The 14,883-nt window shown below is 60.0% G+C and carries 12 protein-coding genes and 1 tRNA gene; 5 read left to right on the top strand and 8 right to left on the bottom strand.

The window, feature by feature from the left end; genetic code table 11:
• Positions 1-56: 56 nt before the first annotated feature.
• Positions 57-503: a helix-turn-helix domain-containing protein gene (locus F2982_RS00755; RefSeq protein WP_203429990.1), complete on the bottom strand. Its 447-nt coding sequence runs from the start codon at positions 501-503 to the stop codon at positions 57-59.
• 90 nt (positions 504-593) lie between these two features.
• Between F2982_RS00755 and F2982_RS00750 the strand changes: the two genes are divergently transcribed.
• A complete protein-coding gene (locus tag F2982_RS00750; RefSeq protein WP_203428967.1) occupies positions 594-1,802 on the top strand; it encodes an MFS transporter in 1,209 nt (402 codons plus the stop codon).
• Here the strand turns inward: F2982_RS00750 and F2982_RS00745 are convergent.
• The 5 genes from F2982_RS00745 to F2982_RS00725 all read right to left on the bottom strand — a co-directional run bounded on the left by F2982_RS00745 (position 1,799) and on the right by F2982_RS00725 (position 9,510).
• On the bottom strand, positions 1,799-2,290 hold the full coding sequence (locus tag F2982_RS00745; RefSeq protein WP_112711593.1) for a hypothetical protein: 492 nt from the start codon (positions 2,288-2,290) through the stop codon (positions 1,799-1,801). The two genes, F2982_RS00750 and F2982_RS00745, sit on opposite strands and share 4 nt — an antisense overlap.
• Positions 2,291-2,372: 82 nt before the next feature.
• Complete coding sequence (locus tag F2982_RS00740) at positions 2,373-3,719, bottom strand: HlyD family type I secretion periplasmic adaptor subunit (protein ID WP_112711594.1); 1,347 nt, start codon at positions 3,717-3,719, stop codon at positions 2,373-2,375.
• A 5-nt stretch (positions 3,720-3,724) separates the two neighbouring features.
• Entirely contained in the window at positions 3,725-6,157 is a 2,433-nt protein-coding gene (locus F2982_RS00735) for a type I secretion system permease/ATPase (protein ID WP_246777573.1), read from the bottom strand.
• A 105-nt stretch (positions 6,158-6,262) separates the two neighbouring features.
• Positions 6,263-8,326, bottom strand: coding sequence for a hypothetical protein (locus F2982_RS00730; RefSeq protein WP_203428966.1), 2,064 nt, complete (start codon positions 8,324-8,326; stop codon positions 6,263-6,265).
• A gap of 140 nt (positions 8,327-8,466) precedes the next feature.
• Positions 8,467-9,510, bottom strand: coding sequence for a fibrinogen-binding protein (locus F2982_RS00725; protein WP_130278428.1), 1,044 nt, complete (start codon positions 9,508-9,510; stop codon positions 8,467-8,469).
• A gap of 858 nt (positions 9,511-10,368) precedes the next feature.
• Here F2982_RS00725 and F2982_RS00720 point away from each other — a divergent pair.
• The gene (locus F2982_RS00720; protein ID WP_199629369.1) at positions 10,369-11,139 is read left to right on the top strand and encodes a response regulator transcription factor; all 771 of its coding nucleotides are present in this window, start codon (positions 10,369-10,371) and stop codon (positions 11,137-11,139) included.
• 255 nt (positions 11,140-11,394) lie between these two features.
• On the opposite strand, the gene F2982_RS00715 is transcribed toward F2982_RS00720, so the two are convergent.
• On the bottom strand, positions 11,395-11,538 hold the full coding sequence (locus tag F2982_RS00715; protein WP_112711598.1) for a DUF1127 domain-containing protein: 144 nt from the start codon (positions 11,536-11,538) through the stop codon (positions 11,395-11,397).
• A 295-nt stretch (positions 11,539-11,833) separates the two neighbouring features.
• Positions 11,834-11,980: a DUF1127 domain-containing protein gene (locus F2982_RS00710; protein WP_112711599.1), complete on the bottom strand. Its 147-nt coding sequence runs from the start codon at positions 11,978-11,980 to the stop codon at positions 11,834-11,836.
• 854 nt (positions 11,981-12,834) lie between these two features.
• Here F2982_RS00710 and F2982_RS00705 point away from each other — a divergent pair.
• From F2982_RS00705 to F2982_RS00695, 3 genes are all read left to right on the top strand, one after another.
• The gene (locus F2982_RS00705; RefSeq protein ID WP_203428965.1) at positions 12,835-13,938 is read left to right on the top strand and encodes a DUF2157 domain-containing protein; all 1,104 of its coding nucleotides are present in this window, start codon (positions 12,835-12,837) and stop codon (positions 13,936-13,938) included.
• Positions 13,935-14,525: a GDYXXLXY domain-containing protein gene (locus F2982_RS00700; protein ID WP_203428964.1), complete on the top strand. Its 591-nt coding sequence runs from the start codon at positions 13,935-13,937 to the stop codon at positions 14,523-14,525. The genes F2982_RS00705 and F2982_RS00700 overlap by 4 nt, the downstream gene beginning before the upstream one ends.
• A gap of 153 nt (positions 14,526-14,678) precedes the next feature.
• Positions 14,679-14,763: transfer RNA gene (locus F2982_RS00695), tRNA-Leu, on the top strand.
• Positions 14,764-14,883: the final 120 nt, after the last annotated feature.

The raw sequence follows: 14,883 nt of genomic DNA, 5'->3' as shown, positions 1-14,883 counted from the left end.
TTCGGATAAAAACCGGCATCAAATCGGGCTAGCCTTGCGGGTTAGGGAATGGCTGCTCAGCTAGGCGCAATCACCTGGGTATCCGGCCAGGCAATCCGCCGGCCATCGGCGGCGCGGAGTTCCAGCCGGGCAACCGGCGCGCCGCTCTCGGTATCGACGAGAACCGAGCGGCGCTCCTGCGGTCTGTAGCGATGCGCCTCGCCCCATTGGCGCAGGGCGACGATGACATGGAAGAGGTCGCGCCCTGCTGCGCTCAGCACATATTCCTGATAGGCGCTGCCATCGGAGGCTGGCACGAGGTCGAGAACACCGGCTTCCACCAGGTCGCGAAGCCGGGTTGCCAGCATGCCCTTGGCAATCCCGAGATTCTGCTGGAAGGCGGTGAAGCGGGTGATGCCGTCGAAAGCGTCGCGAATGATCAGCAGCGACCACCAGTCGCCGATCGCATCGAGGCTACGTGCAACCGGGCACTCGGCCTCGCGAAAGCTCTTCCGCTTCATTATCAGTCCTCCATTCTGGTTCTAAAATAGAACTGGAATGCATGCACCTCAAGTGGTCTCATAATTGAACTGGATTCAATCGGGATCACGCTTATGGACTTCCTCAAGGTAACCCCATCGTCTTCCGGGGTAAAATCGAACCTCGGTCCCTGGACGCTTTTTCTCTTCGCTGCGACCTGCGGCGCAAGCGTCGCCAATGTCTACTATGCCCAACCGCTACTCGGCTCGATGGCCGCCGATTTCGGCCTCGATACCGCCGATATCGGCATCGTCGTGACGCTGACGCAGATTGGCTATGCCGCGGGTCTGCTGCTGATCGTGCCGCTCGCCGATATCGCCAACCGACGCCGGCTGGTGATTACACAGACGATGCTGCTTTCGGCCGCCGCCGCTGCCGTCGGCCTGGCGCCATCAACATTCATGCTGTTAGTCGCGATGATTGCTCTCGGGCTGCTGTCCGTCGTCGTTCAGGTGGTGGTCGCACTGACCGCGTCGCTGACAGGACCCGAGGAGCGGGGCCGGGCCGTGGGGCTGGTGACGAGTGGTGTCGTTATCGGCATCCTCGCCGCACGCCTCTGGGCCGGGCTGCTCGCCGATCTCGGAGGATGGCGGACCGTCTATCTGGCATCGGGAATGCTGATGCTGATCATGAGCATGCTCCTGGCCAAGACCTTGCCGCGTGAAAAGCCATCCGGTTCGAAGGAAGGCTATGTCGCGATCCTCCGATCCGTCCCGCTGCTCTTCCTGCGCTATCCTCTGCTACGCGCAAGGGCAGTGCTGGCGTTCCTGATCTTCGCAAGCTTCAGCACGCTCTGGACGGCAATGGTCCTGCCGTTGAGCGCTTCGCCCTATCTCATGTCGCATACGGCTATCGGCCTGTTTGGCTTGGCGGGCGTTGCCGGTGCCCTGGCGGCAAGCGGCGCCGGTCGGCTTGCGGATCGAGGCTTAGCGCAACCGGTCACCGGCGCTTCGCTGGCACTGCTGGCAATCTCCTGGGCGGCTATTCTCTGTCTGCCGGCTTCCCTGCCGGTCTTCCTGCTTGGCGTCGTCGCGCTCGATTTCGCCGTTCAGGCCGTGCATGTCACCAACCAGACGCTGATCTTGGCCGCCCGCCCGGAAGCACGAAGCCGCCTCGTCGGCGGGTACATGGTCTTCTACTCCGCGGGCAGCGCGCTGGGCGCCATCACCTCGACGATGATCTACGCATATGCCGGTTGGCCGGGCGTCTGTGCGCTCGGCTGTTCATTCAGTGTGATGGCGCTGGTTTTCTGGTGGATCACGCGGCCGATGCCGAGGGCTTAGATATGCGCCGAGGCATGCTCGCTGGCATGGATGAACTCCCAGAGCGAATTGCTGATCGCCACGATCTCGCCGATCGAGCGCTCAAGCGCATCGAGCTCCCGCTGGTCGAGCTGCTCCACCTTGCCGTAGCGGATTTCCTTGTCGTCCTCGACGAGCCGCATCAGCTGCGTGGAGGAGATCTGCCCCTTGTCGTCGAAGGAATAGATGCAGTGATTGTATTTGTTGCGCATCTTCGATTCCTTCTTCAGCCGCATCATCATGTGAAGGATAGTCTTGCGATCGGAAGCAGGGGTCGAGTGCAGCTTGGCGAGACGCTCGACAAGGTCGATGCGCGCCCGTGTGGTGTTCAGCGTCAGGAAAACCACGATCGCCGCATCCTTCTCCACCCTGAGAAGATGGGCGATGACATAGATCAGCAGGCTCTCGGTATTGGTCCAGACATAGTTCAGCCGCCCAACCCGCAAGAGCACGTCAGACATGGCCGCCATAGAAGCCTCCACCAACCGATCCTGCGAGCGAGAATACTGCAGATCGGCGGCGGAAGCTCCTAGTCTCTTTGTATTATAAATCTCAGCGCTCCTTGAAGGCACGCGACATGCTGTCGGTGATCGGCTTGGTGATATATTCGAAGAAGGTGCGCTCCGAGGTCTGGATCAACACGTCGGCCGGCATGCCGGGGACCGGGTGGAAATTATGCACTTTGGCGATCTCCGAATCCGGGATTTCGACGCGGACGATATAGACGTCCTTGGTCTGCAGCCCGGCATTCTCTTCGATCGAGTCCGCCGAGACATAGAAGACCTTGCCATTGAGTACCGGCGTCGTGCGCCGGTTCAGTGCCGAGAGCCGGATCGCCGCCGTCTGACCTTCATGCAGCTGGTCGATAGAGGTGCGCAGCACCTGCGCTTCGATGATCAGCGGCACATGGGCCGGCAGGATTTCCATGATCGGCTTGCCGGTGGTGATGACGCCGCCGGCCGTGTGGTAATAAGCGCGCACGACAGTGCCGTTGACCGGCGAGCGGATGACGGTGCGCTCAAGCACGCCCTGTGCCTCGCGCACCTGCTCGCGCACGCTGTCGAGATCCGATTCAGCGGTTTCCAGCGCATCGAGCGCCGCCTGCTTGTTGGAGTTGACGGCAATGATCGCTTCCTGGCGGAACTTGGCGATCTCAGCCTCGCTCTCGTTGAGCTCGCCCTGCAGGCGCGAGATATCGCCCATCGCATCCGCCATGGCGCGCTCGATCGCCAGGAGGTCGGTCCTGCGCATATAGCCGACCTTGACGAGGCGGGCCTTGGAATCGCGCTCTTCGGTCAAAAGCGCCAGCTGCCGGTCGAAGGAGTCCTTCTGGCCGCTATAGCCCTTGTAGCGGTATTCGAGCGAAGCGATGTTCTTCTCGATCAGGTTCAGCTGTTCCTCAAGCTTCACCTGCTTGCTGTGAAAGACGATGTTCTGGCTCTGGATGATCGAGCCGATATCGGGGTCGCTGGCTTCGGCCATGACGATGTCGGGGATCTTGAAATCCCGGTCGCCGGCGGCCTCGGCATGCAGGCGGGCAACGACGGCTTCCAGACGCAGACGCCGCAGTTTCAGCATGCGGTCGTTGGAGAGCGCTGCAGTCGGATCGAGCGTCAGCAGCACGTCGCCTTCCTTGACGACGTCGCCTTCGCTGACGCGCATGTCTTTGATGATCCCGCCTTCGAGATGCTGGACGATCTTGTTGTTGCCGGTCGCGACGAAGCTGCCCTGGGCGATGATCGCCGAGGCAAGCGGCGCAGTGCCGGCCCAGAAGCCGAAGCTGCCGAAGGATATGATCAGCACGGCAAGCCCGATCATCGTGTGATAGCGGATCGAGCGTGGAACCTCGCTATACCATTCGACCGGATTGTTGACCGTCTGCAGACTGGTATGAGCCATTTCGATTACCCTTCGATACGCGGCTGAGGACGATTGTTGCCGTTGCCCTGCAGCGCCTGCAGAACTTCCATGCGCTCGCCGAACATGCCGACCGAGCCGTCTTTCAGAAGCAGGATCTTGTCGACGCATTGCAAAAGGGCAGGGCGCTGGGTGATGGTCACCGTGGTGATGCCCTGCTTCTTGGCATGGATCAGCGCGCGGGCAAGCGCGGCCTCGCCCTGCGTGTCGAGGTTGGAATTCGGTTCGTCGAGAACGACGAATTTCGGATTGCCGAAGAAGGCGCGGGCAAGCGCGATGCGCTGCTTCTGGCCGCCGGAAAGCGGCGCGCCATCGGCCGCGACGATCGTCTCGTAGCCCTGCGGGAAGCTGGCGATCAGCTCGTGCACGTCGGCCAGAACCGCGGCCTCGTAGATCTGGTGATCGTCGATATCGTCGCGCATGCGGGAGATATTCGCCTTGATCGTCCCGGGGAAGAGCTGCACGTCCTGCGGCAGATAGCCGATGCTTTCGCCGAACTGCCGCTGATCCCAGTTGCGCAGGTCCATCAGGTCGAGACGCACATTGCCCGATGTCGGCAGGATCGAACCGACCAGCATCTTGCCGAGCGTCGTCTTGCCGGAACCCGAATTGCCGATGACGGCAAGGGATTCGCCCTTCCTCAGCGAGAAGGAAATGCCGTTGAGGATGACCTTCTTCTGCGGCGGCGGCACGAACAGGATGCGCTCGACATCGAGACGGCCTTCCGGATTGGGCAGGCGCAGCCGCGGGAAGTTGAGCGGCGAGTTGATCAGCAGCTGCTTGATGCGGCCATAGGCGGCAGCCGAGCGGTTGAACTGATGCCAGCCTTCGATCGCGCCCTCGATCGGCGCCAGCGCGCGTCCCGAGACGATGGAGGCGGCGATCACCATGCCACCGGTCAATTCACCGGAGAGTGACAAATGCGCGCCCCAGCCGAGCAGTGCGACCTGCGTGATCATGCGGCAGGCCTTGGAGATGCCGGAGAAGATGATGTTGCGGTCCTGGGCGGCCACATGGCTCTTCAGCGATCCGGCCGTCTCCCGGCCCCACATCTTCACCGCTTCCGGGATCATGGCGAGCGCATTGATGATCTGCGAGTTGCGCGCCATGGAATCGAGGTGGAAGTTGGCGCGGCTGAGATAGGTGTTTGCGTCGGCGAACTGCCGCGCCGTGAACTTCTGGTTCAGATAGGCGATGAAGAACAGCACCGCGCAGCAGGCCATGATGATCAGGCCGAGATGCGGATGCACGAGATAGACCACGACGATGAACAGCGGCATCAGCGGCGCGTCGAGGAAGGCGATCAGCGTCCCTGACGTCAGGAAGCCGCGCAGTTGCTGCAGGTCCTGGAGGATCTGGTAATCCTTGCCGGTGCCATGAAGCGAGGCGCGGGCGGCGGCGCTGAGGATCGGCGCCCCCAGCTGCACTTCGAGCTCGACGGCGGTGCGCATCAGGATGAAGCGGCGGATCGAATCGAGGAAGGCCTGGATCAGCACGGCGCCGAGCACGGCGATCGTCAGCATCACCAGCGTATCGATCGAGCGGCTGGTCAGCACGCGGTCGGAAATCTGGAAGAGATAGAGCGGGATCGCCAGCAGCAGAATGTTGATGGCGATGGTGAAGGCCATGACGATCACCATGTTGCGGCGGACCGCAGCAATGCCCTTGGCGAGGCTGGCCGCGAAATTCACCGGCTCGCTGCGCTTGTGGAAGTTCGCGCCGTTGCCGCCGCCACCGCCTCCGCCACCACCGGAATCCGGATCCTTGCCATTGCCGCCCCCGCCGGTCTTCAGCCGCCGGTCGTTTTCCTGCAGCGGGCCGGTATTGCCCTCGATCGTCTTGCCGAACGGGATCGTCGGGCTCTGCTTCAGCTCCGAAGGCTCCTGCGGAATGGCTTCCGGCATCTCCGGCGTCTGCGGTGTGCGGCGAGCGACTGTCTCTTCGGCTTCGGCCGCTACCGGAGCGCTCACGGGTTCTGCCTGCACGGCCGGAGGCTCGACCACCGCTGTCGCGATTTCGACCGGTGCGGGAGGCGTTTCTACCTCTACGGCCTTGGGCTCTTGCAGAACCTCGGCCTGCTGAACGGTTTCGATTTCGGCCGTCGCTTCGATCACTGTCGGAGCCGCGACCTCCACTTCCGCCCGCGCCTCTGTGTCTTCATGCTCAACCGGTGCCGGCTCTTCGGCCAGAATCTCCGGTTCAGCCGGAGCGGCAGCTTCGGGCACAGCGGCAATCTCGATCGCAGCAACCTCTTCCTCAGCCTCGACGGCTTCCGGCACCTCAGCCGTCCGTGCAAGATCCTCGGCGGCAGCGGCCCGGAAGGCAGCAGCTTCGGCGGCGCGCGCTGCGGCGCGCTTCTCGGTCAGCAGGCGAAGATTGGCGACAGCGTCGTCGATCGCCGACATGCAGGCATCGGTCATATCCTCGTCGAACGCGCTGCCGCGCCGGCCGAGTCCCAAAGTGCGGCTTCCGGTGAAGGTGTTCTTTGGAATGTGATTCATGGGAGCGCTTCCCTCTACTCAAAACTATGCGGTGACGCCTTGCATCACATCCGGGTGGGTCAGGTGCCATGCGTAGTCGTGGCCGCCATTGATCGTCACGTCGTCGGAGCCGCTGGCGTGCTGGTCACTGTCGTTGCCGAGGAAGGCGATGGCTTCATTGGCAAGCGGTGCCTGCTGCGGCTGCGTCGTGTCGTGTTCGACAAGGCCACTCTGGATCAGAATCGCATCGGAATAGAGCTGGCCATTCAGGTAGGTCGTATGGCCAATCGTATCGTAATCCATGATCTGGGCGATGTTGACGACGGCATTGCTGCCGGTATCGACATGGATCGTGGCGTTCTGATTGTTCTGGGCGATCGACGAGATGACATGGGTGACGTCGTCGGAATCGCCGAGAATGCTCACCTGCTTGATGACGTTGACGTCATAGAGGTTGCCGGTGATGTAGAGGACGTTGAGCCCCGCATAGCCGGCGAAGTTGGCGTCATGGGCAAGTCCTTCCGGCATCGAGGGATCGCGTTCCTCGATCGCCTTCTGGGTGGCGGCCATGTAGTCGGGCATCGCCTGGAAGCGGTCGTTGGCGCCGACATTGTGGATCTCGGCAAGGTTCCAGATCAGGTTGTTGCCGCCCTGGATCGTGGCGCCGGGGGCACCGTCCTGGCCGCGGGCCCAATCATTGTCGTAGAGCACCGAGATCTGCGAGATGACGTTCATGTCGAGAACGTTGCCGCCGACGATCACCAGATCGTATTGCATGCCGATGCCGAACATCGACGCGAAATTGACGGCCGAGTTGCCGCCCGTCAGCACGGTCGCATCCGTGCCGGTGGCGGTGATCGTCATCGTGTCGTTGTCGTTGACGAAATGATACTGCTCGATCCAGTTGACGAAGGACACGTCGCCATTGACGACGCTGACGCGCCAGGCGGTCGGGAAGGTCGGATCGTGTCCGTCGTCGGTGGAGGCAGAATGCTGCGAGCCACCGTCGTCATAGACGCTGCGCTGGAAGCTGGCGATATTGTTGGCGACGGTCGCAGCACTTTGCGACTTGTCGAAGACGCCGCCGAAATCGTCGTGGTCGCTATAGATATAGCTCTGGGTGATCGCGTCGATCTGATGGTAGTTGCCCATCACGGCGGTCACGGACGAGATCACCGAGGTATCGGTTATCTGCACGATATTGGCGAGCACATTGGCGCCGGCTGCGATTTCGAGCGTATTGCCCGGGCCGCCATGCTCTTCCTGCGGCGTGTCGCTCTTGCTGTCTTCAAGGTCGGCCGGCGGCTTGGCGATGCCGCGGTCCGGCATCATGTCGTCGAGCACCGGTGCCGTCGTGGTGGCAACGCCGTTGACGATATAGGACGGACTGCTGAGATCATCGCCCGCACTCTTGTAGAGATAGGTCGGGCTGTCGGCATCGCCGTCGGTCACGAAGGTCGGTTGCGGCTGACCGTCAGGTGTCTCATCGGACGCCTCCGGCATCGAGCGGATATAGTCGTGCATGCTGTCGGCGATTTTGGTCAGCGCCTCGGCATTGTCGGTCCGGTGGATCTCCTGGAACGGCGACAGCGCCTCGGCCTTCTCCTCATACTCGATCAGCTTCATCGTCACGAAACTGGTGTCGCGAGGATCGACCTGCTGATCCGACAGGTTCAGGAAGTCGTCGTCATAGAGGATGTTGATCTGCGAGACATGCGCGATCATCGAGCCCGGACCGGCATAGATCGGCAGCAGCGGATCTTCGCCCGGAACGGTGATCTGCGGGGTGAAATGCAGCCCTGTCAGGTCGCGATGCGCCAGCTCGTTCAGCTTGGCGATACTTTCCTCGAAGGCATGGCCGAGGAAGCGCGGATGCGCGAAATTGATGTCATAGGCGAGTGACCGGTAAGGCGCGCTCGGATCGTAGTCTTTCAGCTCGAGATCCGAGGCAAATTTCTGCGCGGCCGCTTCTTCGTCATGCGGCAGCGCGCTGTCTTCGGTCGGCCGAGAACCCTCGGCATAGGCATTGCGCATTTTCGCTTCTTCGGTCGCCGTATCGAATAGGCCGATGAAGTGCGCAATGATTTCTGAAAGCTTCTCTGTATGCATGGTGGCCCCTCCCGTTTGCCACGGTGCCCGGCCTCTCAACAGCATACCCGCCCGTCACGGATACTCTCGTGTGCTGCATCAAGCCGCCAAACTGCACCGGCGGGACCGCCGGTGCAGGATGTCTTGGACAGTCCTGGAGGTTATGCGCCGTCGTGCGAGTCCTGGCCCACGGTATTGGAGTCGTGGCCGATCGCGTCGAACGTATTGCTGAGCATGTTCGCGCCTTGCACGAGTTCCATATGGATACCCGAATTCGCAAGGATCGAGGACGCATCCGCAACGCTCGAGCCGTTGACGTCGTCACCGGCACCGCCGGTCCAGCCGCCATGGTGGCCGAGATCGATACCTTCCGCACCGGTCGCGCTATTGCCCGCGGTGGAGACGTTATTGGTCGCATTCGCGGCATCCATCTTCATGCTCCAGACCGAATCCTGGTCCGCAAGATGGTTCGCCTGGATGGCATTGAAGGCATTGCCGCCACCGAGGCTGCCGTTCAGGATGTTGTCGACATCCAGGGTGAAGGAGAAGTTGTCACCGAGGTTGAAGTTCACGTCACCGCCGGCGATGCCGAGGTTGTCGAAGTCCTTGACGTCATGAACCGTCGCGAAGTCGTCGTCCGACTTGTTGAAGCTGTCCGCCGTATTCGTGGTGTCGTTGTCGGTCTTGTTGAAGCTGTCAGCCGTATTGAAGCTGTCGCTCGTCGTGGTCGTCTTGACGTCGGTATCGGTGACCGTCTTGATGTCGGTGTCGGTCTTCGTGTTGATATCGTTGTCGCTGTACGACTTGCTGTCGTAGCTCCAGTCATAGTCCGACTTCACATCCGTATCGGTGATGGTGGTCGTTTTGGTGTCCGCATCATTGATATTGGTGTTGGTCGTCTTGCTGTCGTAGTCCCAATCGTAGCTGTTGTCGCGATTGTTGCCGTTCAGCAGATCGAGCGTAGCGTCGACAGTGATATCCGAGCTGTTGTCGCTGTTATCGCTGTTGTTGCTATTGTCGCTGTTATCACTGTTGTCGGTATTCGTGGTGTTGTCGCGGTTGTCGCCATTGGCAAGGCCGCCGATATAGGCGGTCGAACCGTTCGAGGTGTCCGGATCATTGATTGCGGTATTGCCCAGGAAACCGTCGGCAAGCGCACCGATGTTGTTGGTTTCGGTGTCACCACCGGGCTGATAGTTAGACATTTCGCTTCCTCCAAAGGAATTCGGAGCAGTGTGCGAAATCCCTCTCATCTCAAATGGGATTTACTCGCGCTTACTCCGATACTGTTACTGGTATGCAGATGTATGCATTACCTGATCATCTGCGGTTCAATTCTCGGTTTGTTGGCCAAACCTGACGTATTGGATTGCGCGTAACTCAGTACAAGGACGCACAGATCTAGTTCCGCAATCATGTGATTGAAGACTTCATGCTTTCAGTTGTTTGAGTTGCCCCAATAGAAAAGCAGAGATATCGCAGTCGTGAGGGGATATTCCGCGTTTCGGGTGCCGCCAGTCAGCGACCCTAGAACTTTGGGGGAGAAATACTGAACTTCCTAGATACCAATTCGGGCTAGCGCTTCGGAGCCTTGTGCTCTTCGCCCGGACTGATCAAGCGCGCCATCCGATCATCCCCAAGGTTGAACCGGAACGCGCCGGAGGTCGCCCCCATTTGCGGGCGATCGCGCTGCTTCGCTTTGGCTCAAGTCTACGTCAAAAGACTTGCACAAGTAACATTCCGGTTAATTGGCGCTGGCCGAAAGAGTGAAAAAGACCGCCTGTCTATTATTGATGCGAAAATACCATCGAACCCAAAAAATAATCGGCAATATACCCCATAAGTTATCTAGGAAGGGTGCAATACAACCGCTGCAATAGGAAATGTCATTGTATATTTACAAAAACTAACCCGTTTGGGCCATTTCCTTCAATGCAACTTCGTATTACCATAATTAAGAAATGGCTAACTAATGAAGACGGGAATTATCAGGGGCGCCCGTCCGGGCGGCCCGAAGTATCACTCAAAGCATTTGTAACGTGTAACGCTATGGGGAGGCGTAAATGTTCATGACTGCGTCGAAGACTGGTGATGCCGAGCAGGGCCGAAAGTTCGGTCCGGCCGGGGACACGATACTTGTAATTGCCAATGCAGACTTGTTCTCCGAATGCCTCGTCGAGGCTCTCGCGAAAAAGTTTCCTACCTGTGAGGTCATCAGCAAGGGCTACTCCAAGGCCATGCTGGAAAACGATGCGAACGATGCCACGCTCGTTCTCTTCTACCACATAACCGGAGCCGAGCTCAGCGAGGCGCTGGCGGCCGTCAGGGAAAACCATCCCGCGACGTCGATTGCGCTCGTGGTCGAAGCGATCGATATGATGGAACCCTATGTCAACCGTCTGGTCGAGGCACGGGTGATCGACGGCGTCCTGCCGCTCAATCTGCGGCTCGACGTGTTCATGGCGGCGGTCGATCTCTTGATGAAGGGCGGCGAACACTTCCCGTCCGCATTGCTGAACCGGCTGACGAACCAGGCGGTGCAGCCTGAACGGTCGCTCTACGAGACACGTTCGGTCGCAGCCGCCGGGGCAGGGGCGCTGCGTCTGCGCCAGGGGGACATGTCCGCCCTGACCACCCGCGAAGTCCAGATCCTCGATCTCATCTGCAAGGGCACGCAGAACAAGATCATCGCCGATGAGCTCCATCTCTCGGAGAACACGGTGAAGGTTCACGTTCGCAACATCTACAAGAAGATGAATGTCCGCAATCGCACCGAGGCCGCATCCCGCTTCTTTAGCAGCGAAGCGAACTCTTCGGGAAGATGGCGGAACTGATCGTTTCCCGACCACCTGAAACAGCAGGCCGCGCTTGGAGCGCGGCTTCTGCCTTTCTGGCGTAAAGCCAACGGCGCATGGCGAGCGCAGTCAAACGCCACATCTCTCAGGACAATCGGAAATCAGTCACGGGCATCGCCTGGCATCATGCCGTGCCGGCTATCGATGGCACGCACCCTGGCGGCGCTGACGGATGCCTAAAAACGAAAACGGCGCCTAACGGCGCCGTTTTGGGTGTATCGCATTCGCCGTTGATTAGCGGAACGAACGGGATGCAATGTTGCGGATCTCGTAACGGTTGATACCGATATCGGAGAGGGTCTGGTTGGACAGGTTGCCGAGTTCGTTGAGAGTGCGGCGGTAGCTAATCCAGCTCTTTGCAATGCGGATCGGGTTCATTTCTATCATCCTTGAAGGTGTCTCGCGGCCGGCGTCATCGCCGTCTCTGCGCTTGCACATTCATATAGTGGATCGCTGTCATATTGTGCAGTGCAAAGAAAAGGCATCTGCTATGCGTTTGTGCAATGATTTGCCCGCTAAATACGCAGGTGTGAATTTTTGAGCGGTAAAAGTGAGCTCTTTTTGCCTGCAACTCTTACGAAAGTGTAAATTTCAGACAAAAGAAAACGCCCGTAGCGTGAGCACCGGGCGTTTTGGGGAGGAGATCAGCTTGGGAGGACGCTGATCGCCTGGATTAGCGGGCAGCTGCCTCGCGAGCGACGCGATGGATGTCCGAACGGTCGATGCCGAGGTCGTGCAATTCGCGGTTGGTCATGCGGCCAAGTTCAGAAACCGTCTGACGGTACTTGCGCCAGTTGTTGAAAGAGCGGCTGAAGTTCATGTTGGTCCCCTTTCCTAGGGCTTGCGATCTGCCAGCTGCAGCCTTTCCGCGCTGGCCTCTATTTGATGAGCTGAATATATGTTGCGCCGCGAAGAACTAACAGAGACAAGAATTCAAGCCACCCATGCATGAAATGCAGATCTCGGGCGGTGAATTACAAGTTTTCGCCGCTTTGTTGTCAACGAATAGGCAGAATGATTTTCTCTTGGTCACTTTGCCCGCCAAGATGTCGCCATTTGCGGCCAGAAGGTGAAAAGCCAGTCGAGGGATGGCGGAGAGAGGCTTTCCAGGCGCGATTCAGGTGAAGGGTAGGGCCGTCTGCTCGCGGCGCTCGACTTGGCGCTCCGGCATGCATTCTGCATGGGCGCGGGCGCCTGCGGACGCTTTGCGGCTTTATCCGGATTCGCTGATGTTTAATCGTTTAACCTGCCGTTAAACAAAACGCCCACCGGGGGAGGATCCGGCGGGCGTCATGTAGGTGACTGACAACTGGGAGGAGGAGTGTTGTCAGTCTATCGGAGGGCGCTGGGAGGAGGAGTGCGCTGCTCCGAATTCTTTTTACGAACATCATGTCCGCAGGCGTCCGGTAAACCGGGCCGGGCTGCCATACCCGTGCTTCTTGATCATTTAAATAGTATGACTTTTGATTATTTTGCAGTGCAATATTTTCATGGTGGCTATGCGGCTCATGCATGCCTTGCTGCAATATCCACATATTAGCAATGCCTCGTTAATTGGCGGTTAATAAGTGCCCCAACTTCGCACAGTGAGATTCCTGCATTGCAGCCCGGGATTGCCTAACGGCTTGGCCGCCTATAACGCTAGGCAATGCCATCACCGGGGCGGAGGCTGGAATGTATCGAGGCAGGCTGGAGCGCGACCTTTCTATCTGGGTCGACAAGGGGCTGATCACGGAGGTCGCTGCCGAGCAGATGCTCGGCGAATACGACGCCCGTCCCGCAAGCTTCAGTCTTGGCCGGGTACTGATGGTGCTCGCCGCCGTCCTGCTCGGCGCCGCGGTCCTGCTGCTGATCGCCTCCAACTGGGAGGCCATTCCGAGGCTCGTGCGCGTCGGCGCCATCCTGATCATAATCTGGGCGGCCTATCTCGGCGCCGCGGCTCTGTTCGCCCGCGGGGCGCAGGCGGCCGGCAACGCGCTGCTGGTCATCGCTGTGCTCGGCTTCGGCGGCGCCATCTCGCTGATCGGCCAGATGTACCATCTTTCGGGCGACGAGCAGGTGGTGATGTATCTGTGGTTTGCAATCGCCGTCATTTCCGCCGCGCTCTTTCGTTCCGCGCCGGCCGTCGCGATTGCCGGTTTCCTCTCCTGGGCATCGTTTGCAGTCTATCTCAACAATAATGACGGCCGCTGGATCGGCATCGGCGCCTGGCTGCCGATCGTCATGAGCGCGGTGACGGTGGCTCTGGTGCGCTACACCGATGCGGGCAGGGTGCGTCATCTCGCCTATCTGCTCGCCGTCGCCTGGCTTGCCTGGATCTATACGCTGAACGAGGATCTGTGGCTCGCGATGGTCTATGTCGTCTGTGGCATGGCCGTCTTCCTTGCCGTCAGCCTGCCGCCGTTGCGCGTCACAGAGTTCATCCTGACCGCCGGCGCTGCTCCCGCCTTCTACGCCTTCCTGGTCGCCGCCGTCGGCCTGCTTCTTCTCAATATACAATTAGAGCAGGGCGGAGCGCTGGTCCTGCTCAGCCTGGCGACGCTCGGCGTCTCCGTGCTGGCGATCGCGCTGCAGGGCAGGGACAACGGCGCGGTGCGCTATCTCGCCTATCTGATGTTTGCCGGAGAGATCCTTTATCTGGCGTCCGAGACCGTCGGTTCGATCTTGGGCACTTCAGGTCTCTTCCTATTGTCGGGTCTCTTCGTCGCTGTCGTCGCCTGGCTGGTGATCCGCCTGGAGAGACGCTTCGGCGGCAAGCGGCAGGAGGTGGTCCGATGAGCGCCGTTCTCTCGAGCCCGCGTTCGGGCCGCCGTTATCTCGTCGCCGCCATCATCGCAGCCGTGCTGCAGACGGCGATCCTCGGTTATATAATAGAGAGCCGCGCTGCGATCCTGCGCAGCGGCTCCGAGGTCGTGCTGAAGACCGCGCCGGTCGATCCGCGCGATTTCCTGCGCGGCGACTATGTCATCCTGAATTACGACATCTCCTCGGTGCCGGTCAGCACCGTCAAGGGCGGCCTTCCCAAGGATGCGGGCGAGCAGGTGCTGTGGGTGCGGCTCAGGTCGCAGCCGGACGGCTTCTGGGCGATCGCCGAATCGTCCTTCACCGCGCTGATGCCCGAGACCGGCAGCGTCGTCGTGAAAAGCCAGCCGTTCTATAGCTACGGCGCGTCGAGCGGCGACATGATCCGCGTCGAATATGGCATCGAGCGCTATTATGTTCCGGAAGGCGAGGGCAAGCCGCTGGAGGAGGCCCGCCAGGATGGAAACGTCTCCATCGCCGTGCGTGTTTCGGCCGATGGAACGGCACAGATCCGCAGCCTGCTGGTCGATGGAAAGCCCGCCTATGAGGAGCCGGTTTACTGAGGCGCCGATTGCCCTGTGGATTGCCGCCCGCCGGGTGAAAACTCCCTGTCATCCGGTCTTCATTTTTCCTTTGCCTCTACCAAATCGGGTGATATAGAGACGCCGCGCTCCGGAAGGCCTCATGCGCAGGCATATGCATGCGGTTTTGCGAACGCGGGTATGGTGAAATTGGTAGACACGCCAGATTTAGGTTCTGGTGCCGCAAGGCGTGGGAGTTCAAGTCTCTCTACCCGCACCAAAGCTGGCTTGCAGGCGGGAGATCCCGATTACCCGGCAGGATGGCGCCGTCCCCCTTAACTGCGGGATGCATTGGAATTTGAACAACAAGCCACGCGCGGCCAAGTTTGTCCGGCGTCGT

The sequence above is a fragment of the Rhizobium sp. BG4 genome (assembly GCF_016864575.1).
In the GTDB taxonomy this organism is placed as follows: domain Bacteria; phylum Pseudomonadota; class Alphaproteobacteria; order Rhizobiales; family Rhizobiaceae; genus Rhizobium.
This window is presented reverse-complemented; position numbering and strand designations above follow the sequence as displayed.